The sequence below is a fragment of the Bradyrhizobium japonicum USDA 6 genome, from assembly GCF_000284375.1.
GTDB lineage: Bacteria > Pseudomonadota > Alphaproteobacteria > Rhizobiales > Xanthobacteraceae > Bradyrhizobium > Bradyrhizobium japonicum.
Map to the genome: position 1 here is coordinate 7,808,767 of NC_017249.1, position 18,320 is coordinate 7,827,086.

Here is an 18,320-nt window from a genome sequence, read left to right on the forward strand (position 1 = left end):
CAACGGAATGCACGAGATGACAAAAATCAGGATTGGCGTGATCGGCGCGGGATTGATCGGGCGCAAGCATCTGCGCAAACTGGCCGAGCATGGCGACTACGAGCTCGCCGGCATCGCCGACGTCAACGCCGAGCAGGTCGCGGCCGAGCAGCCCGGCGCACGCGTCTTCGCGGATTACCGGAAGCTGCTCGACGAGGCGCGGCCCGAGGCCGTGATCATCGCGTCGCCCAATCAGCTCCATGCCGAGAACGGCATCGCGTGCGCGCGGGCCGGCATCCATATCCTGATCGAAAAGCCGGTCACCGATACGCTCGAGACCGCCGCCGGCCTGATCGCGGAGGTCCGCAAGGCCGGCATCCGTTCGCTGGTCGGGCATCACCGCCGCCATCATACGCAGGCGAAGGCGCTCAAGGCGCTGCTTGGCGAGGGCCGGATCGGCGATGTGGTCGGCGTCTCGGCGATCTGGGCCACGCACAAGCCGGCCGACTATTTCAAGGCGGCGCCCTGGCGGTCGCAGGCCGGTGGCGGGCCGATCCTGATCAATCTGATCCACGAGATCGACTTCCTGCGCTTTGCGGTCGGCGAGATCGTCGCCGTGGAGGCCATCGCCGCGAACCGGCAGCGCGGCTTCGCGGTCGAGGATACCGCCGCCGCGCTGCTCGAGTTCGAAAACGGTGCGCTCGGCACGTTTTTCCTCAGCGACTGCGCGGTGACGCCCTGGACGATGGAGCAGGGACTCGGCGAAGCGCCGGAGTTTCCGTTCAGCGGCCAGAGCAGCTACCGCCTGATGGGCCGCCGCGGCGCGATCGAATTCCCAAGTCTCGATCAATGGACGCAGGAAGGCGGCGCGCAGGACTGGAACAAGCCGATCCAGGCGCAGGCCAATCATGCGGCGTCGATCGATCCTTATGTCGCGCAGCTCGATCATTTCCGCAACGTGGTCCGGGGCGTGACGCCGTCGCTGCAACCGGTCGAGGACGGCGCGCGAAGCCTGCTGGTGACGTTCGCGATCGCAGAGGCCGCGACGGCGCGACGGCGCGTCGACCTGCGCGAGCGCTACGCGGCGCTCGGGCAAGGTGAGTAGGGAACGTCGACGCCGCGCCAGCTTCGCACCAGCTTCGCACCAGAAACTGCCGCTACGGGACGCTAGGGTCGCGCTCGGTGGATCCCGCAGGCACGGCTGAAGCGAACTGACGGAACGAGAAGGCAAGTGCGATGGACGTCTCCTTCGCGTGACTGAGCATCAGTCAGCAATTTTGCGCTGTCTCCTTTTCCCCTTCTGGTCAGCTTATGAATCGTCAAGAGCGTCGGGCTGCGGCCAAGCAACAATCCAAGACGGTCGCACCTCGACTTTTGCCGCGGCATCTGGAGGCCGCGAAACAGGGCAAATCGCTGTTCGATCTCGGCCGGTACGCCGAAGCCCTGGAATGCTTCGACCTGTTCGCGAAGTTCAATCCTGACGTCGCAGCTCTGCATCAAACGCGCGGCCTTTGCCTGCAACGCCTGGGCCGGCTCGAGGAAGCGCAGGCCGCCTTCGAGAGGTCCATTGCGCTCAACCCCTCCGAGCCGGAGACGCACAAGAACCTCGGGACGCTTCATGCGAAATTTGGCCGGATGGAGCGAGCCTTGGCGAGCATCAATCGCGCGCTCGAGCTTCGTCCGAATTTTTCCGCGGCGCTCAACGAGAAGGCGCGGATGCTGTGGGGCCTGCAATCGCGGGAAGAAGCGCTCGCGGCCTTTCACAAATCGCGGACGATCGAACCCGGCAATGCGGACACGATCTGGAACCTGGCGCTGCTGCTGCTCGATCTCGGCCGCCATGCCGAAGCTCTCGAAGCCTTCAACGCCGCCGAGCCGCTGAAGCCGAATTCCGCAGCTCTGTATCAGAAGCGCGGCGGCTGCCTCCGGGAGCTGAAGCGGTTCGAGGAAGCGGAGGCCGACTACGCGAAGTCGATCGAGCTGGACTCCAGCCAGGAGGAAACGCACAACAACCTCGGCTCGCTTCACTGGAAGCATGGCCGCATCCCGCAGGCATTGGCGAGCTTCGATCGGGCGCTCGAACTTCGACCGGATTTTGCCGCGGCGCTTTCCAACAAGGCGCTGGTGCTGCTGAATCTGCTGTCGCTGGATGAAGCCTTCGCGGCCTTTCACAGGTCCCTGGCGATCGATCCGAACCATGCGCCGGCGACCTTCAATCTGGCGACGCTTCAGCTTCTGACCGGAGACTTCGAGCGTGGCTGGCTCGGGCGCGAGGCGCGCTGGCGAATTCCCTCTTTCGGCTTGCTCGATCGCGGTCTTCCCCAATCCCTTTGGCTCGGGGACCGGCCAATCGCGGGCAAGACCATCCTGCTGTATTGCGACGAGGGACTGGGCGACTCGATTCAGTTCGCGCGCTATGTGCCCATGGTGGCCGCGCTCGGGGCTCGGGTCATCCTGGGGGTCCAGCCTCCGATCCAGCGGCTCCTGGCTGACGTGCCCGGCGTCGCGACGTGTATCGGCCAATCGTCTGCGACGTCGCTGTCGTTCGACCTGCACTGTCCGCTTGGAAGCCTGCCGCTGGCGTTCGGGACGCGGGTCGATACGATCCCGTACGCGCAAGCCTACCTTCCTGCGCCTCCGGCGGCGTGCGTGAAAGCGTGGGAAGACCGGCTTGAAGACCGGCTTGGCCCCCACAAGCGCTTCCGCGTCGGTCTCGTCTGGTCGGGAAATCCGGATCACAACAACGATCGCAATCGATCGATGGCGCTGCGCACGCTTGCGCCTCTCCTGGATTGCGACGTCCAGTTCGTCAGCCTGCAAAAGGGCGCCCGCGACCAGGACCGGGCCTTCCTCGGAGAACATCCCGACATCGTCGACCTGACGGATCAGATCACCGATTTCACCGACACGGCGGCATTGATTGGCTGCCTCGATCTGGTGATCTCGGTCGACACCAGCGTCGTTCACCTCGCCGGCGCGATGGGCGCGCCGGTCTGGACGTTGTTGCCCTTCAACCCGGATTGGCGCTGGCTGCTCAACCGCGACGACAGCCCGTGGTATCAATCCATGAGGCTGTTCCGGCAACCGGAGATAGGCGACTGGGCCAGCGTCGTGGACTGCGTTCGCGTCGAGCTCGAGCGCCTGGTTTCCGCATGGCGGCCGGAAGCACGGTCACACCAGAGCAAAGCGTCATCCCCCAGGACACAGGATGCGCTGCTCTCGAACCAGCTCGGCAATCAGCTCTGGCAACTCGGGCGCACGGACGAGGCTGTGCTGCATTTCCAGCGGGCGCGGGAGCTGAACCCGCAATATCTGGAGGCGGCGAACAACTGCGGCATGCTGCTGTTTGATCTCGGCCGGTACGCGGAAGCCCTGGAATCCTTCAACGTAGTCGAGCAACTGAATCCGAATTCCGCAGCTCTCTATCAAATGCGCGGCGTTTGCCTGCTGGAGGTGAAGCGGTTCGAGGAAGCAGAGGCCGACCTCGAGAGGTCCATTGCGCTGGACTCCAGCCTGGCGGAGACGCACAGCAACCTCGGCTTGCTTCATTCGAGATTGGGTCGAATGGAGCAGGCCTTCGCGAGCATCGATCGCGCGCTCGAACTTCGTCCGGATTTTGCCGCAGCACTGGCCAATAAGGCAGTGGTGTTGTTGAATCTGCAATCGCCGGATGAAGCTTTCGCGACCTTTCATAGATCCTTGGCGGTCGACCCGCACGATGCGCGGACGATCTGGAATCTTGCGCAGCTTCAAATGCTGACCGGAGACTTCGAGCGAGGCTGGCTCGGGCGCGAAGCCCGCTGGAAACTCTTTCCGGTCGATCGCGGTTTTTCCCAATCCCTCTGGCTTGGCGACCAACCGATCGAAGGCAAGACCATCTTGCTTTATTCCGACGAGGGATTGGGCGATACAATCCAGTTCGCGCGCTATGTGCCCATGGTGGCCGCGCTCGGGGCTCAAGTGATCCTGGAGGTCCAGCCTCCGGTCCAGCGGCTCCTGGCCGACGTGCCCGGCGTCGCAAAATGTATCGGCCGCCCGTCTGCGACGTCGCTGTCGTTCGACCTGCACTGTCCGCTTGGAAGCCTGCCGCTGGCGTTCGGGACGCGGCTGGATACGATCCCGTTCGCGCAAGCCTACCTTCCCGCGCCTCCAGCCGCGTGCGTGAAGGCGTGGGAAGACCGGCTTGAAGACCAACTTGGCCCCTGCAATCGCCTCCGCGTCGGTCTTGCCTGGTCGGGGAACCCGGATCACACCAACGATCACAATCGATCGATGGCACTGCGCACGCTTGCTCCCCTCCTGGATTGCGACGTCCAGTTCGTCAGCCTGCAAAAAGGCGTTCGGGATCAGGACCGGGCCTTCCTCGGCGAACGTCCTGACATCGTCGACCTGACGGAACAGCTCACGGATTTCGGCGACACGGCGGCGCTGGTTTGCTGCCTCGATCTGGTGATCTCGGTCGACACCAGCGTCGTTCACCTCGCCGGCGCGATGGGCGCGCCGGTCTGGACGATGTTGCCTTTCAACCCGGATTGGCGCTGGTTGCTCAACCGCGACGACAGCCCGTGGTATCGCTCCATGAGGCTGTTCCGGCAACCGAAGAGAGGCGACTGGGCCGGCGTCGTCGACCACGTTCGTGTCGAGCTCGAGGGCCTGGTTTCCGCGCGGCGCAGCCGCGACGGTGCGAGCGACGAGCTTGCAACCGCACTTGCGGGCCCCCTCAGGCCTCCACCCGATACAGCCTCCACCGCTCCGGCACGCCCTTGAGCTGGTGCATGCCGTGATCCCTGAAGCTGATCGTCGATTGTGCCTTCAGCAAATCCTTGACCGCGCTCGAGACCAAGACTTCGCCGGCCCGCGCTTTCGCGGCGACGCGGGTGCCGATGTGGAAGGCGAGACCGACCATTTCGCCACCGCTGATCGTGTACTCGCCCGCATGCAGGCCGACCCTGATCTCTAACCCCAGCGTGCGCACCGCCTTCTGGATCGCGGTCGCGCAATTGATGCCGGCCGCCGGCGCCTTGAACGTCGCCAGCACGCCGTCGCCCGTCGTCACGACTTCCTTTCCGCGCGAGCTCTTCAGCTCCTTGCGGACGGCTGCGTAATAATGACCCATCACCTTGGTCCAGCGCGCATCGCCGAGCTTCGCGGCCTTGGCGGTCGAGCCGACGATATCGACGATCAGGATGGTGGCGAGCGCCCGCTTGAGATCGGTGCCGCGCTCGGCGGGGCGGCGCCGGAGCGCGATAGCTCCGGCCAGCGGCTCATAGCGATGGCTGCGGCGCCGCGCGATCGCGGCCTTTGCGTAATCCTGCGCACGCTGCGCCGTGCCGCACCGAACTGTCTTCTCCTGCGGCGAGCGCGTCCAGTAGACCTTGCGCCCGGCACCGGTGCCTTGAACCTCCACGCCGCCCCACTTCAGGAAAACCGCCGAGCCGACGCGCCTGACACACCACGCCTTCGACGTGTATCCCGATACGTTCGACTGATGGACTCCGATGCGAAGGAATTTTGGCATGAACGCGCGGCCAGTCGACGGAACGTTTGGGCAGACCTGCGACCAACGTATTCGCACATTCCTGCATTGGCAACAGGGCTCCTCGCACCCTACGCTCCCCTGCGAGCCTCCTGCTTGCCGATCGAGCAGCGCCACGCCGCGAGACGTTCGGCTGGATGCTGCGCCATCCATTCGGCAAGCTGCGGCGCCCCCATCAGACAGGACTGCATCGTCACGTCAGCGAAATCCGAGGTCGTGACGATCTGCTCGTGGCAATCCGTCGGCGACGAGAGGCTGCAGAGCACGGCAATGATCTTGATCATGTCACGAGAGCTCCTTCGACGTGCTCGGGCTCTGCGTCGCCGCCCGAGTGGTCGAACGCGGCTCGACGGGCCGCTCGCCGTCGGGATCGGCCGGCGGAAACACGGCGTCATAGATGGCGCGTGCTTCCCGGATCAGCCGCTCGCGCTCGCGATCGGCCCTTGTGACCAGTCGAACAACTTCGCCCATATCGGCTCCACGGAGTGGCAAGAGAGGGAAACTGACCAGACGCCCCTGGTTGGGCGACCGGCTCGCCGCGCAACCCGCAATCACAGGTACGATTCGTATCGCGTGCCGGCCGAACGCGCCGATGACCTCGCCGCATCGACGCTTGATGCCTTTTCGGCGCGCCGCTGATAGTCATTGGCCAGCATCTCGAGACGGGCCGCGACCGCGATGTCCGTCATGGTCCGGGCCGCGCGCAGCAGGCTCTGCGCCGTCTCGAGATATTCCTTTCCTCGTCGTGACATCTGCATGGTCATAGGCGCCTCGCGCGGTTTTCTGAAAACATGTCGACAACTGACGGAAATCGACCGAACCAGTCGCGCTCACCCTGTCGGCGCGCCGCCAAACGTTCGACGCACTTTTTCGAACAAAGGGGCTTTCGCCAAGAGTAGTAGCGGACCAGGCCAAACTTGCCGTCGCACGCGGCACAGCGAGCGGTTCGACTTCCAGAAACTTCGGAACAGTTTGGCATTGGCGTCTCCTCTTGTGGTCGCGTCCGATGTGTCCATCACCTTTTCTGTTGCATCGAGGCAGCCGCATCGACTGTCCTCGACCAAATCTTGCGGCACCAATCACGACGCCGCCAGTAAAGCCAACCTAGGCGTCCTGCGCGAACATATCTTTCAACAACGCGTCCGATATTGCCCATAAGCACGACTTCCGCCGCGCGCAGGGGACGCGCCCCGACAATTGCGCGTTTGCGCGATCGCCCGATTCCGGAACTGATCGATGTCACGGCGACGGGACGCATGCACCGTCAGTCACGGCACATCGAGGCCATGACGGGCGGCGATGGCGACCGTCGTTCGGAGATGCCGGGGTGTGCGGGACGACGGCAAGCTGGCCGTGGCCGATGAGGATCAGGATTTTTCCGCCATGCCGCGCAATCGGCGGCGCGCGGGTCATCGGCAATCTTGCGTCAGCGAGATTTCAACCCGACGGCTGCGGCGAGCATCCCGCCTCAGCCGTGAAACGCAAACAGCTCGATCGGATCGCTGAAGCCGCGCACCTCGTATTTACCGACGTGCTCGAGCTCGAACTCCCGCTCGACCAGCTCGGCGAAGGCGCGCGAGAGCAGCACCGGTCGTCCCAGCTGCTTGGTCAGGGCTTCGAGACGGGAGGCCATGTTGACGGCGGGACCGATGACGGTGAAGTCGAGCCGGCTGGACGATCCGATATTGCCGTACATGACGTCGCCGACATGGACGCCGATGCCGTAATTCAGCGGCGCGCGGCCGGTCCCGTTGTTCCGTTCGTTCAGCGCGGCCATGGCCTGCCGGGCTTCAGTCACGGCGCGAAGCAGATTTGCGCAGGCGCCGGGCTCGCTGAGCGGGAAAATGGCGAGCAGGCCGTCGCCGATGAATTTCAGGATTTCGCCGCCGTGCCGCGCGATCGGCTCCGACATCGCGTCGAAATAGTCGTTGAGGAGATCGATGACGTCGTCGCGCGGCCAGTTGTCGGAGATCTTCGTGAAATCGCGGAGGTCGCAGATCATGATCGCAGCACGCACCGTCGTGCCGGTGCCGCGCCGGGTCGCGCCGGCCAGGATGAGCTCGCCGGCATGGGAGCCGACATAGGTCTCCAGCAGCGTGCGCGCCAGACGGTTCTTGATGCGGATCTCGCTGACCAGCGCCAGCACCGGCAGCAGGTTCTTGAGCGCAACGAGATGCGCGTCGTCGAAGCCGCCGGGGCGATCGGTCGCGAAGGTGACGAGATGGCGCTTGCCGAGTGTGTGATGGAGCGGCCAGGCGACGTAGTCGGTCAGACCTTTCGCGCGCATCTCGTCATAAACCGCGTGCCTGCGGCCGAGCGACGGATCGCCTTCGAGGTTCTCGCGGAGTTCGCTCGCACCGTCCAGCATTTCGCTGACGGGGCTGCCGATGAACTCGGATCGCTCGAGCACGTCGAAGTCGACCCGCGAGATCTTCGCCTCGCGCATGCCATCCAACCACATGAAGGCGGCGCCGAGCCATTGTGGATGCTGGATCCGGACGTGCATCGTCGACCGCTTGAGCGGAATGCCCGCCTGCTGGAGGCGGATGCACATCTCGGCAAAGATGTTGTCGATGAAGCGCTCGTCGCGCGTGCCGTTGGTCAGCCAGTCGACGACGCCGTCGGACAGCGTGGTGGGGCGATTTTGGTCTGGCGCGGTCATATCCTGCCCTCGGCGGCGGTCTGCATCTGCGAAGATATAGTGCGCCGGCCGGGCCGCGCCAACCTAGCCTGTTGCACGGATTGTGCGCATCGCCCGACCGGGGACGTCGCCGCCGGGTGGCATCCCGGCGCAGCCCGCGTCGCGATTGCTGAATGCGGTTCAGCATCGCATGCGCGGCCGAACGTCTTATCCGATCGCACGATGACGTTCAGATAGATCGCATCCCGCGCTCTGGCGCCCCACCGGAACGCACCAACTTGCAGATCGCAGCACCTTCATCTCACGGCTGAAGCCATCTCACTTCACCGGCGCGGGCCAGCCGTGCGTTTGACGAAACCGGGGCGGGGCCATGACGAAGAAGGACACGAACCAATGCGCCTGCCAATCATTTCGCCCAAAGAGCTGACCCCGGAGCAGAAGGCTCTGGCGGCCGACATGAAAGAAGAGATCGCCCAGAAGTACCAGGGCTTCGTCAACATCCGTGAGGACGGCGCCCTGATGGGCCCCTGGAATCCGTGGCTGCACGAGCCGAAATTCGGCAAGCCGATCTGGGATCTTGCCAAGGCGATGGCCGTCAATCCGTCCGTGCCGGCCGCGATCCGCGAGATCGCGATCCTGGTGACCGGCACGCATTTCAAGGCGCCCTACGAACTCTATGCGCACGTGCGCATGGCGGAGCGGCGGGGGTTGTCCGACGAGAAGCTCGCGACCATCGTGTCGGGCCAGCGTCCCGTCGACCTGACGCGGCAGGAGGCGGTCGCCTACGACTTCGCATCCGCGCTGATCTCCGGCGGCATCCTGCCGGAGCTGACCTACAAGGCGGCCGTCGAGCAGTTCGGTAAGCAAGGCGCCGCCGAGCTGTCCTACTTCATCGGCTTCTACTGCATGGTGTCGGTAACGCTGAATACGTTCGACGTGCCGGTTCCGGAGCGTTGAGCACGCGCACGCGTTCTATTAGAGAGACAAAGATCCGGTCGGCATTCGCCGGCCGGATCGTCGCCAGTTCAATCGGCAATCACGGCCGCGATCTCGAGCTCGACTAGGAAGGCCGGATTCGCAAGTGCGGTGACGCCGATCAGCGTGCTCGGCGAAGGCCGCTCGCGGCTCCAGGGAAACGGAAACAGCTCGTCCCGGATGCAGCGCTGCACGAACGCCGGCACGTCCACTGTATAGGTACGCCGGAACACGACGTCATCCCATGTCGCACCGGCGGCGCTCAACTGGACGGTCAGCGCATCGAGGATCGCAATGAACTGGGACCTGATGTCTCCGACATGGAGCGGCCTCGCTTCCTTGTCGGTCGGCACCTGGCCCGCGATGTAGATCAGCTTTGATGGCGCGGTGACGGTGAGGACACGGGTGAAGGCCGGGCTTATGGAAAGACCCGGAGGGTTGATGTATTGCTTCGGCATTTCGAATCTCGCTCCGCGCCTACAGCTCGGCCGCGACGTCGATGACGATCTTGACGTTGGCGCCGCCCCTAACGGCGTCGTGCGCGGCTATCGCCGTGTCGAGCGTGAACCGGCGGGGATCGACGATCGGGCGTATCTTGCCGGCATCGGCGAGCTTGGCGATCTCGCGCAGGATCGCGCCGTGATGGGCACGGCGTTCGCCGCTGAGCATCGGATAGAGCACGTAGACCGCGCTGATGACCGCGCAACGCAACGACGAGTTCAGGAGATTATGCGATTCAAATGCCGCACAACTCGTGATGTGACCGTAGTGGCGTACGGCGCCGAGCGAGGCTTCGAGCGTGCTGCCGCCGACGGTGTCGTAGATGACATCAAAGCCCTTCCCGCCGGTGTATTTCTCAACATATTGCACGGCGCTCATGCGCGTGTAGTCGATCGGCGTTGCGCCGAGCCCGCGGACGAGATCCTGCTTATGGGCCTGGGTCGTTGCGTAGACGTCGGCGCCGAACGCCTTGGCCAGCTGGACGACGACATGACCCACACCTCCGGAACCGCCCTGAACCAGCACCTTGTGCCCCGGCTGCACGTGGGCCCGGTCGACCAGCCCTTCCCATGCGGTGAGCGCGACCAGCGGCAGCGCCGCGGCCTCGCGCATGGTGAGATTGACGGGCTTCTTCGCCATCAGCGCGGCATCGACCGTCATGAATTCCGCGAGCGAGCCCGGCAATCCGCGCACGCCGCCGGCAAGACCATAGACCTCGTCGCCGACCGCAAATCCCTCTACCCCGGGCCCCACGTCGGTGACGATTCCGGCAGCATCGGTGCCGAGTACGGCCGGCAACTTCGGCATCGCGTACGGCGCCTGGCCTGTACGGATCAGGCCATCGACCGGATTGACCCCGCTGGCGTGGACGCGGATCCGCAGTTCGCCTCTTCCAGGAGATCGCGATTCGATATCGGCCTCGCGAAAGCGGCCGTTCTGATAGGTGTCGAGAATGAGTGCACGCATGTTGGCGTCTCCCGCATGAGATCGTCGGCAAGTGACCGCCTATCTGGACGCAGTCGCTCCGTCCGATAAGATCATCCAACCCGCACTCGATGCTGAAGAAGATTCACCAATGATCGAGAACAGCGAGCTATCGGAACTGGCCGCCTTCGCCGCGGTCGCCACCCATCGCAGCTTCCGCAAGGCCGCGGTCGAGCGGGGCACGTCTGCCTCCGCGATGAGCCATGCCGTGCGCAGCCTGGAGGATCGCGTCGGCGTACGCTTGATTCATCGCACCACGCGCAACGTCTCCCTGACCGATGCGGGCCAGACGCTGTTCGCGCGCCTCGGCCCGGCGCTGACGGACATCGGCGTCGCCGTCGACGAATTGAATTCGTGGCGCAATACGCCGTTCGGCACGGTCCGCCTCAACGTGCCCAATACAATTGCGCCGTTCGTGCTCGGGGATGCGATCGAGACGCTGCTGAAGGCCAATCCTGGCCTCCGGCTGGAGATCGCAGCAACCGATCGGCGCGTCGACATCGTCGAAGAGGGCTTTGACGCCGGCATCCGCCTCGGAGAGCGGCTCGCGCAGGACATGATCGCGGTGCGCATCCGCTCCAACTTGCGTTTCACCGTGGTCGGCGCGCCCGCCTATTTCGAAGAGCGGGCGGCGCCGACGACGCCTCAGGAACTGCAGGATCACGTCTGCATCCGCTACGCATTTCCGAGCGGAACGGTGCTGCACTGGGTGTTCGAGCAGAACGGCGAGACGATCGAGATGTCGGTGGACGGCCCGCTCACGGTCGATAGCCAGGAGCTGATGGTCGATGCCGCAGCACGCGGCCTCGGCCTTGCCTATGTCTGGGAGCACCGCGCCGCACCCGCTCTTCGCGAGGGAAAGCTGGTGAAGTGCCTGCAGGACTGGTGCCCGGTCGACGAGGATCTGTTCCTGTACTTCCCTAGCCGGGCGCATCAGACCGCGGGCCTGCGCGCCGTGATCGACGCGCTGAAGGCATGAGGCTGACAGGCAGGATGCTCGCCGAACGCGGGAGATGCGCCTAGCCGACGAGCTGAATCGAAGCCAGCACAGCCAGCCCCGAGACAAGCGCCAGCGTGGACGCCACGGACAGCTCGACCTTCAGCGTGCTGCCGGCGGGGATGACAATATCCTCGCTATTGAGACGAATGCTGCAATCGCCGGAAACCGCGTAAACGAGGTGGGTGCCGGCGGACAAAGGCCGCTCGCCGGGTTCCCTGAGTGCCAGCAGCTCGATCTCCGCCGCGCCGCGGCGGGCCATCAGGTTGACGACCTCGACGGGACCCGCCTCGAGCTCGGTCACGATCTCCATCTCGCCAGTGAAGCGCACCGTCGTAAAAGGTTCACGCTCGTCGAAGTCCTGGCTGGGCGACTTCAGCACCAGCCCGCGCCCACCGACGACCATTTGCAGGCGGTCGATGCCGGGCATGTAGGAGAAGGGACCGGGCGCCACGATCGGTGTGGAAGCAAAGCGCCAGAGCAGGCTGTCCCAATCCTTCGCCTGCGCGTCGGCGCGATGGGCATCCGCGATGTCGGTGAAGATGCCGCCGCCGTTCTTCCAGGGCGAGCGGGTGTAGTCTTCGGACTTCAGCAGCGTGGTTTTCATGTCTTGAATTTATCCGGGAAAGCATGTGGCCGAGATCGCCCACGCATCATGCGCGGGTTGGGCCGGCTTTGCCAACCGGTTTCACCAGCGATGAATTGCCGTCACGCCTTGGCGTCGAGGTTCAGCCTCGTGCTCAGCTCGTTGACGAGCGAATCCACGAACTGGTTCTGATAGGCCGAGATGCCGCTGAAATAGACCGGGCCACCCGCCTGCACCAGCAGGCCGCCGCCGGACACTTCGGCATCCTTGGCGCCGCTCTCGGATTGGGTGTCGAGCTTGCCCATGGCGCCGTCGAGCTGCGCGGCGGTCTTGTCGTCCATCTCGCCATTGGCCTGAAGCGTGGCGAGCAGCGCCTGGTAGGCACTGCCGAGATCGGCTCCCGTCCCCGTCTCGGCCGTCGCCGAGAACGTGCCGTTGGTCTTGCCGCTGTAGCTCTTGTAGGTCAGCGTCTCCGTGGTGGTGCCGTCGCGGTTGGTTCGATTGTCGAGCAACAGCTCGAACGCGCTGCCATAGGCGCCCGTCGTCAGCATGTTCGGATCGTTCGGATTCTTGTTTTTGCTCGCGCCCGTCTTGTCGGAGCCTGCGGTCCAGTTCGGCGGGACGGTATAGCTGACGTTGGTCACGGCTCGAATTCCTGTGTGCGGTCGAGATTGCGTGGAACGATGAGCAATTTATGTGCCATCGATTCTGGATTGATTTGCATCGGCTTTCTCTCCCGGACCCTCTCGCGGCTGGTACCCCCTGGCAAAATTTGCCCGGCAGATTGATCCGCTATTTCGTCCTCAGCGCCACAACCGGCTGCCATGCTGCATCGGGCATCGTCGCCGCAAATTGCCGGCAACGCTCGCGCATGAGTTCGGACGGGCGATCATGACCGCGCTCGGCGAGCACCGCTTCGAAATCGGCGAGCGCCACCGCAAAGCGTCGCGCGCGATAATTGGCCAATCCCTGTTCGTAGCGCGCGATCCAGCCTGCCATGCCGGCATCTTCGTCGACAATCCCGATCAGCTCGTGGACGGCGAGCCCCTCCTCCCGTCCGTAGACCGCGATGCTGTCGACCTCGCGCGTCACGACGGCGCCGCGCGCCAGACGTTCGGTACTCTCGCCGATCAGGATTTGCGTTCCATAGGATTTGTTCGCGCCTTCGAGACGGCTTGCGACGTTCACGGCATCGCCGATCACGGTGTAGTTCAGCCGCAGTTCCGAACCGATATTGCCAACCAGCATGCGGCCGGAATTGATTCCGATCCTGATCTGGAGCGGCTGGCCGAGGTCGTCGGCGAGGCCGGAGGCCTCGATCGCCCTGCAGCACGCGAGCGCGGCACGGCAGCACCGCGCGGCGTGATCCTCCTGCGGCTGCGGCGCACCCCAGAACGCCATCACGGCGTCGCCGATGAACTTGTCGATGGTGCCGCCATTGGCGACGATTATTTCCGAGGTAACGTCGAGATAGCGCGACAGCAGCGGCACGACGCGATCGCCGAGCCGCTCGGACAGCCCGGTGAATCCGGCGATGTCGATGAACATCACGCTCAGTTCCTGGATGCTGCCGCCAGGCCTTGCCTCGACGCCCTGGCGCAGCAGCGCACGGACCAGATCGGCTGGAATGAACTTGCGGAACGCGGAGAGGCCGGAGGCCATCTCGGCGATGGCGCCAGACAGGCTCGCGATCTCCTTGAGGCGCGACGGATGCCGGCGAACCTGCTCCAGCGCAAACGCCTCGACATGACGAAGCTCGCCGACGACGCGCGACAGCGGCGCGGCGATGACGGAGCGCGCCAGCATCGCCGAAGCCAGCGCAGCGAGCACGGCGCCGACGGCCAATCCGAGGATCAGGCGTCGCAGCGTCGTCTCGACCGGGCCGAGAAACTCGGCCTCGGGGATCACGGTCGCAAGCGACCAGCCGGGAAACGGCAACGGCGTCAGTGCGACCTCGTAGGCCCCGCCGTCCGAATTGAGCCGGCTGCGCCAGGCCTCCTTGCGGCCGGCTTCGCCGGCTTTTTCGAGCGCCACGCGCGCGAGCGGCAGCAGCGTGGTGTCGCCGCGCGCCGGATGCAGCTCGTCGGCCTCCTTGTCCGGCGCTGCGATGAGCTCGCCGCCGTCATCGACGATGAACGCCGTTCCTGTACGCCCGACTTCAAGCTGCGACAGGAAGCGCGCAAGCCGCGTGTATTCGATGACGACGGCCAGAACGCCCTGCCTCTCCTGGTAGACGTCGATCGGGCCCACGAAGGCAATCGAGGGTCGCGCGCCGGTCGGATGGTCCATGACCCTGAACCATTGCGGATCGTCCGCGCTGAGCCCGGCCTTGAACCAGGCCTGATCGGCCACGCGGAAATCGGTCGGCTCGAAGCGCCGATTGGCGAATTCGATATCGCCGGGCACCACGTCATACTCGTCGACGCGGCGGTGGCCGGGATGATCGGCCAACGAGATCTCCATCATCTCCAGCCGGCGGTCGCCGAGCTTGTGCGCGGCGAAGAACGAGCCGTCAGGCCAGCCGAAGGCGACCCAGGAGATCGTCGCCTGCGACTGCAGTTGCGACAGGAAAACGAACTCGCGCTTGTCGGCCTCGCGGGTATCGAGCACGTTTTGCAGGAACAATGTGCGGATCGCGGTATGCGCGGCGCGCGCCTCGTCGACGATGGCCGCGACCTCCTTGCGCACCGCCGCCACGATCTGCTCGTTGATGGTGGAGGCGAGCTGCCAGCTGGTCGCCTCCGCCGTGCGCCACCACAACAGGCTGGAGAGGGCCGCCGTCAGCAGGATTGCAGCCAGGACCAGCGCGGACACGGCGAGGCGAATGCTGACGGTCAGCCTTGCGATCGCGTGAAGGTGCCGTCCGGGATCAACATTCATCGCCGTTTTCGCCTTCGCGGACCTGCGCATCCTCTAACATCGCTCTACGCCGCCGGCCGTCATTCGTTACGTCTGGCAAATGCGGGCAATCCTCGCCAATGCCGTGGAGCTAACGTCTCGATAGCGCCAAGGCATTGGATTTGAGCCGGCGCTTGCCCGCTAATCCCGGCCCAGGCGCACCACCCGTGCGCCCGACCCAATCGGTCTCACGGATTCGTGAGCAACCCGGCGGTAACGCCGCCTGCGCGCCGAACGAACGAATCCATGCGCCCTTCGCCTGCCAGGCGATGCATCTGAAAAAGGAGAACTCTGATGTCTGCCAAACACGCCATCACCACGCTCGCCCTCGCCGGCGCCATGTCGACCGCGCTCGCGACGCTGGCTTCTGCGGCCCCGCTGACCAAGGCCGAAGCTGATGCCGCCGTTGCCGCCAAGAAGGAAAAGTGCTTCGGCGTCGCGCTGAAGGGCCAGAACGATTGCGCCGCCGGCCCGGGTACGACCTGCCAGGGCACCTCGACCACCGACTTCCAGGGCAACGCCTGGAAATTCGTTCAGGGCGGTACCTGCACCAGCATCGATCTGCCGGGCGGCAAGAAGGGCTCGCTGAAGCCGGTGTAACACCGGGAACGTTGTCACCGAAATGAGCGGAGAAACGCGATGAGTACGGCGATCAACCAAGACAGACCTGCGACGGTGCCGATTCGCTTTCCCGCTCCCATTGGCGGCGTTGCCGGGACGAGTTTCAAGCCAGAACATCTCCCGGCAATCCTTGCGGCGGAACCGCGCCGAGGGTTCTTCGAAGTCCACGCCGAGAACTACATGGGCGCGGGCGGCCCGCCGCATCGCGCGCTGGAAGCGATCCGCCGTGACCATCCGCTGTCGCTGCACGGCGTCTGCATGTCCATCGGCGGGCCGCAACCGCTCGACAAGGCGCATCTGGCGCGCTTCCGCAACCTTGTCGCCCGCTATCAGCCGGCGCTGGTCTCCGAACATCTGGCATGGTCGTCGCACGAGACCAGCTTCTTCAACGACCTGCTGCCACTACCCTATACCGAAGCGACGCTGGCCTGCGTCTGCGATCACATCGACGAGGTGCAGGAAGCGATCCGCCGTCCGCTGCTGCTGGAAAATCCATCGACCTACGTCGCCTTCCGCGAGTCCTCGATGAGCGAGACCGACTTCATTCGCGCCATCGTGGCGCGCACCGGCTGCGGCCTGCTGCTCGACATCAATAATGTCCTTGTGTCCGCCACAAATCACGGTTTCTCCGCGCTCGACTATCTCACCGATTTTCCCCTTGCCGACGTCGCGGAGATTCATCTCGCCGGTCATGCCGAGCAGACCGATGATGACGGCCATCTGCTGCTCATCGACAGCCACGACGGTCCGGTTGCAGACGCCGTGTGGAGGCTGTTCGAGATCATCGTCGCGCAGCGCGGCCCCATGCCAACACTGATCGAATGGGACAGCAAGATCCCGCAATGGCCGATCCTGCAAGCCGAGGCGGCCGCCGCGCAAGCGATCCTCGATCGCCGCCAGCCCATTGCGAAGGCGGAGAATCGTCGTGCGGCCTGAACCAGACCTTCGCTTTGCCGCAGCCTTCGCTCCGGCGCTGCTCGATCCCTCGCGCGAGGTGCCCTCGACCGTGGCAGGGCGGGACGGCAAGCCGGCAGGACGGCGCTATGACGTCTACCGCAACAACGTCACGGTCAGCCTGATCGACGCACTGGCCGCGATCTATCCGGCGGTGCAGCGCATCACCGGCACCGACTTTTTCCGCGCGATCGCACGCTTCTATATTCGCAGCGGGCCGCCGACCTCGCCGCTACTGTTCGACTACGGGCGCGGTTTCCCGGATTTCATCGCAGCCTACGAGCATGCGCGGGACATGCCGTGGCTCGCCGACGTCGCGCGCATCGAGCGCGCCTGGCTCGATGCCTATCACGCCATGGATGCATCACCGCTGTCGCCGTCACGCTTGTCCGCGATCGCGCCAGACCAGCTCGGCGATCTCGTTTTCACGCCGCACCCGGCGGCGCAGATCGCACAATCGCAATATTCGGCCGTGACGATCTTCGCCGCCAACCGCGACGGCGCTCCGGCTTCACGCATCGACGCCTCCGCGCCGGAGGACGCACTGATCACGAGGCCCGCATACGACGTCGTGGTGCGCCACCTTCCACCCGGCGGCGCCGTCTTTGCCAATTGCCTCTTGTGCGGCCAGCCACTCGGCGCAGCCGCGGCGATGGCGTTCGACGCGTCAGCTGAATTCGACATTGCCGCGAACATCGCCGGCCTCATCGAAGCCGGCGCATTCACCTCGTTCGCTTCCGGAGACGCATCATGATCACGGACCAACGCATGCCCGCAAGCACCAACCTTCCACCCCTCGGGCTGCTCGTCGACAAGGCCAATCACCTGGTGCAGACCATTGCAGCCCCGTCGATTGTTCAACTCGTGCTGCGCGTGGCACTTGCAGTTCCGTTCTGGCGCTCGGGTATCCTCAAATGGGGCGGCTTCCTCAGGCTGAACGACACAGCCGTGACGCTGTTCAGCGACGAGTTCATGCTGCATTTGCCGGGTGGGCCGTATCACTTCCCGGCACCGACGGTGATGGCCTTCCTGTCCGGGTGCGGCGAGATCACCTTTCCGATCCTGCTGATCCTGGGACTCGGCACGCGGTTCGCCGGGCTTGGGCTCCTGTTCATGACCCTGATCGTCGAGCTCACGGTGCCCGATGGCTGGCCGATTCACCTCACCTGGGCTGCGATGGCGCTCGCCATCATGGCTTACGGACCCGGGCGCGTGTCACTCGATCATCTCCTCGGCCGCGCGCTATCGCCCGAGCGATAGATGCACGTCCCTGAAGCGGGAGCCGCTCTCCGCGGTGGTCAGCACACCGAGTTCCAGCCCGCTTTGTGCAACCGGGAGCACGCCATGCTGGCCTGCCTCACGCGCACCGAGCGCAACAAATTCGAACCCCTGCTCGCCGGCGGCAATCCAGGTCAGAAATCTACCCCTTTTGGGTACCTTGCACGAAGCTTGGAGCGTCGCATAATCCAGACACTTAGCTAAAGGTAATCGGTTCGCGCTTCGGCCATGCAATTGCGTAACGTGCTCCTCTCAGTGGGAGAATTGCAATGCCCGTGTTGGACTTGCCGTATTGGTTGATCATTGCAGGCTCCGCGTTGGTATTGGGCGGACTCATTGGCTTAGGGGTCAGCCGCAACAAGCGGGTTGA

At 64.6% G+C, this 18,320-nt stretch carries 18 protein-coding genes; 8 read left to right on the plus strand and 10 right to left on the minus strand.

The genetic code is table 11. The features are described 5' to 3' along the window. The first annotated feature begins 16 nt into the window (after positions 1-16). Together BJ6T_RS36435 and BJ6T_RS42740 are read left to right on the plus strand one after the other, a co-directional pair. Positions 17-1,084, plus strand: a complete 1,068-nt coding sequence (locus BJ6T_RS36435; RefSeq protein WP_039229650.1) for a Gfo/Idh/MocA family protein — start codon at positions 17-19, stop codon at positions 1,082-1,084. A gap of 269 nt (positions 1,085-1,353) precedes the next feature. Further along, positions 1,354-4,746 (plus strand): tetratricopeptide repeat protein, encoded by a 3,393-nt coding sequence (locus BJ6T_RS42740; RefSeq protein WP_049824953.1) that lies wholly within the window; start codon positions 1,354-1,356, stop codon positions 4,744-4,746. Here the strand turns inward: BJ6T_RS42740 and BJ6T_RS36445 are convergent. The 5 genes from BJ6T_RS36445 to BJ6T_RS36465 form a co-directional block, all read right to left on the minus strand. Next, positions 4,700-5,497: an adenylate/guanylate cyclase domain-containing protein gene (locus BJ6T_RS36445; RefSeq protein WP_014497602.1), complete on the minus strand. Its 798-nt coding sequence runs from the start codon at positions 5,495-5,497 to the stop codon at positions 4,700-4,702. The genes BJ6T_RS42740 and BJ6T_RS36445 overlap by 47 nt on opposite strands. 89 nt (positions 5,498-5,586) lie before the next feature. Then, a complete protein-coding gene (locus BJ6T_RS36450; protein WP_014497603.1) occupies positions 5,587-5,799 on the minus strand; it encodes a hypothetical protein in 213 nt (70 codons plus the stop codon). A 1-nt stretch (position 5,800) separates the two neighbouring features. Continuing rightward, positions 5,801-5,986, minus strand: a complete 186-nt coding sequence (locus tag BJ6T_RS36455; protein WP_039146167.1) for a hypothetical protein — start codon at positions 5,984-5,986, stop codon at positions 5,801-5,803. Positions 5,987-6,066: 80 nt separating this feature from the next. Continuing rightward, positions 6,067-6,279, minus strand: coding sequence for a hypothetical protein (locus BJ6T_RS36460; protein WP_014497605.1), 213 nt, complete (start codon positions 6,277-6,279; stop codon positions 6,067-6,069). 704 nt (positions 6,280-6,983) lie between these two features. Beyond that, positions 6,984-8,177 carry an adenylate/guanylate cyclase domain-containing protein gene (locus BJ6T_RS36465; protein WP_014497607.1) on the minus strand — a complete coding sequence of 398 codons (1,194 nt, stop codon included), beginning with the start codon at positions 8,175-8,177 and terminating at the stop codon, positions 6,984-6,986. A gap of 372 nt (positions 8,178-8,549) precedes the next feature. On the opposite strand from BJ6T_RS36465, the gene BJ6T_RS36470 reads away from it, so the two are divergent. Then, on the plus strand, positions 8,550-9,113 hold the full coding sequence (locus tag BJ6T_RS36470; protein ID WP_014497608.1) for a carboxymuconolactone decarboxylase family protein: 564 nt from the start codon (positions 8,550-8,552) through the stop codon (positions 9,111-9,113). Between the two features lie 68 nt (positions 9,114-9,181). On the opposite strand, the gene BJ6T_RS36475 is transcribed toward BJ6T_RS36470, so the two are convergent. Further along, entirely contained in the window at positions 9,182-9,589 is a 408-nt protein-coding gene (locus BJ6T_RS36475; protein ID WP_014497609.1) for a RidA family protein, read from the minus strand. A gap of 19 nt (positions 9,590-9,608) precedes the next feature. Further along, positions 9,609-10,598, minus strand: a complete 990-nt coding sequence (locus tag BJ6T_RS36480; protein ID WP_014497610.1) for a zinc-dependent alcohol dehydrogenase family protein — start codon at positions 10,596-10,598, stop codon at positions 9,609-9,611. 112 nt (positions 10,599-10,710) lie between these two features. Between BJ6T_RS36480 and BJ6T_RS36485 the strand changes: the two genes are divergently transcribed. Beyond that, positions 10,711-11,595, plus strand: a complete 885-nt coding sequence (locus tag BJ6T_RS36485; RefSeq protein WP_100213761.1) for a LysR family transcriptional regulator — start codon at positions 10,711-10,713, stop codon at positions 11,593-11,595. A gap of 40 nt (positions 11,596-11,635) precedes the next feature. Here BJ6T_RS36485 and BJ6T_RS36490 read toward each other — a convergent pair whose 3' ends face one another. From BJ6T_RS36490 to BJ6T_RS36500, 3 genes are all read right to left on the minus strand, one after another. Beyond that, the gene (locus BJ6T_RS36490; protein WP_014497612.1) at positions 11,636-12,220 is read right to left on the minus strand and encodes a HutD/Ves family protein; all 585 of its coding nucleotides are present in this window, start codon (positions 12,218-12,220) and stop codon (positions 11,636-11,638) included. A 101-nt stretch (positions 12,221-12,321) separates the two neighbouring features. After that, complete coding sequence (locus BJ6T_RS36495) at positions 12,322-12,843, minus strand: hypothetical protein (protein WP_014497613.1); 522 nt, start codon at positions 12,841-12,843, stop codon at positions 12,322-12,324. A 148-nt stretch (positions 12,844-12,991) separates the two neighbouring features. Continuing rightward, the gene (locus tag BJ6T_RS36500; protein WP_014497614.1) at positions 12,992-15,079 is read right to left on the minus strand and encodes an adenylate/guanylate cyclase domain-containing protein; all 2,088 of its coding nucleotides are present in this window, start codon (positions 15,077-15,079) and stop codon (positions 12,992-12,994) included. Between the two features lie 312 nt (positions 15,080-15,391). Between BJ6T_RS36500 and BJ6T_RS36505 the strand changes: the two genes are divergently transcribed. From BJ6T_RS36505 to BJ6T_RS36520, 4 genes are read left to right on the plus strand one after another with little or no spacing between them, the layout of a single operon-like run. Next, a complete protein-coding gene (locus BJ6T_RS36505; protein ID WP_014497615.1) occupies positions 15,392-15,697 on the plus strand; it encodes a BufA1 family periplasmic bufferin-type metallophore in 306 nt (101 codons plus the stop codon). 39 nt (positions 15,698-15,736) lie between these two features. Beyond that, positions 15,737-16,654 carry an MNIO family bufferin maturase gene (gene bufB, locus BJ6T_RS36510; RefSeq protein WP_014497616.1) on the plus strand — a complete coding sequence of 306 codons (918 nt, stop codon included), beginning with the start codon at positions 15,737-15,739 and terminating at the stop codon, positions 16,652-16,654. Beyond that, positions 16,644-17,426, plus strand: a complete 783-nt coding sequence (locus BJ6T_RS36515; RefSeq protein WP_014497617.1) for an HvfC/BufC N-terminal domain-containing protein — start codon at positions 16,644-16,646, stop codon at positions 17,424-17,426. The genes bufB and BJ6T_RS36515 overlap by 11 nt, the downstream gene beginning before the upstream one ends. Then, a complete protein-coding gene (locus BJ6T_RS36520) occupies positions 17,423-17,932 on the plus strand; it encodes a DoxX family protein (protein ID WP_014497618.1) in 510 nt (169 codons plus the stop codon). The genes BJ6T_RS36515 and BJ6T_RS36520 overlap by 4 nt, the downstream gene beginning before the upstream one ends. Positions 17,933-18,320: the final 388 nt, after the last annotated feature.

Excerpts from the sequence above, each read along its gene's own strand:
- BJ6T_RS36490 (WP_014497612.1), bottom strand. The coding sequence starts at position 12,220 with ATGAAAACCACGCTGCTGAAGTCCGAAGACTACACCCGCTCGCCCTGG.
- BJ6T_RS36445 (WP_014497602.1), bottom strand. The coding sequence starts at position 5,497 with ATGCCAAAATTCCTTCGCATCGGAGTCCATCAGTCGAACGTATCGGGA.
- BJ6T_RS36475 (WP_014497609.1), bottom strand. The coding sequence starts at position 9,589 with ATGCCGAAGCAATACATCAACCCTCCGGGTCTTTCCATAAGCCCGGCC.
- BJ6T_RS36455 (WP_039146167.1), bottom strand. The coding sequence starts at position 5,986 with ATGGGCGAAGTTGTTCGACTGGTCACAAGGGCCGATCGCGAGCGCGAG.
- BJ6T_RS36520 (WP_014497618.1), top strand. The coding sequence starts at position 17,423 with ATGATCACGGACCAACGCATGCCCGCAAGCACCAACCTTCCACCCCTC.
- BJ6T_RS36465 (WP_014497607.1), bottom strand. The coding sequence starts at position 8,177 with ATGACCGCGCCAGACCAAAATCGCCCCACCACGCTGTCCGACGGCGTC.
- BJ6T_RS36500 (WP_014497614.1), bottom strand. The coding sequence starts at position 15,079 with ATGAATGTTGATCCCGGACGGCACCTTCACGCGATCGCAAGGCTGACC.
- BJ6T_RS36435 (WP_039229650.1), top strand. The coding sequence starts at position 17 with ATGACAAAAATCAGGATTGGCGTGATCGGCGCGGGATTGATCGGGCGC.
- BJ6T_RS36450 (WP_014497603.1), bottom strand. The coding sequence starts at position 5,799 with ATGATCAAGATCATTGCCGTGCTCTGCAGCCTCTCGTCGCCGACGGAT.
- BJ6T_RS36460 (WP_014497605.1), bottom strand. The coding sequence starts at position 6,279 with ATGACCATGCAGATGTCACGACGAGGAAAGGAATATCTCGAGACGGCG.
- BJ6T_RS36480 (WP_014497610.1), bottom strand. The coding sequence starts at position 10,598 with ATGCGTGCACTCATTCTCGACACCTATCAGAACGGCCGCTTTCGCGAG.
- BJ6T_RS36505 (WP_014497615.1), top strand. The coding sequence starts at position 15,392 with ATGTCTGCCAAACACGCCATCACCACGCTCGCCCTCGCCGGCGCCATG.
- bufB (WP_014497616.1), top strand. The coding sequence starts at position 15,737 with ATGAGTACGGCGATCAACCAAGACAGACCTGCGACGGTGCCGATTCGC.
- BJ6T_RS36470 (WP_014497608.1), top strand. The coding sequence starts at position 8,550 with ATGCGCCTGCCAATCATTTCGCCCAAAGAGCTGACCCCGGAGCAGAAG.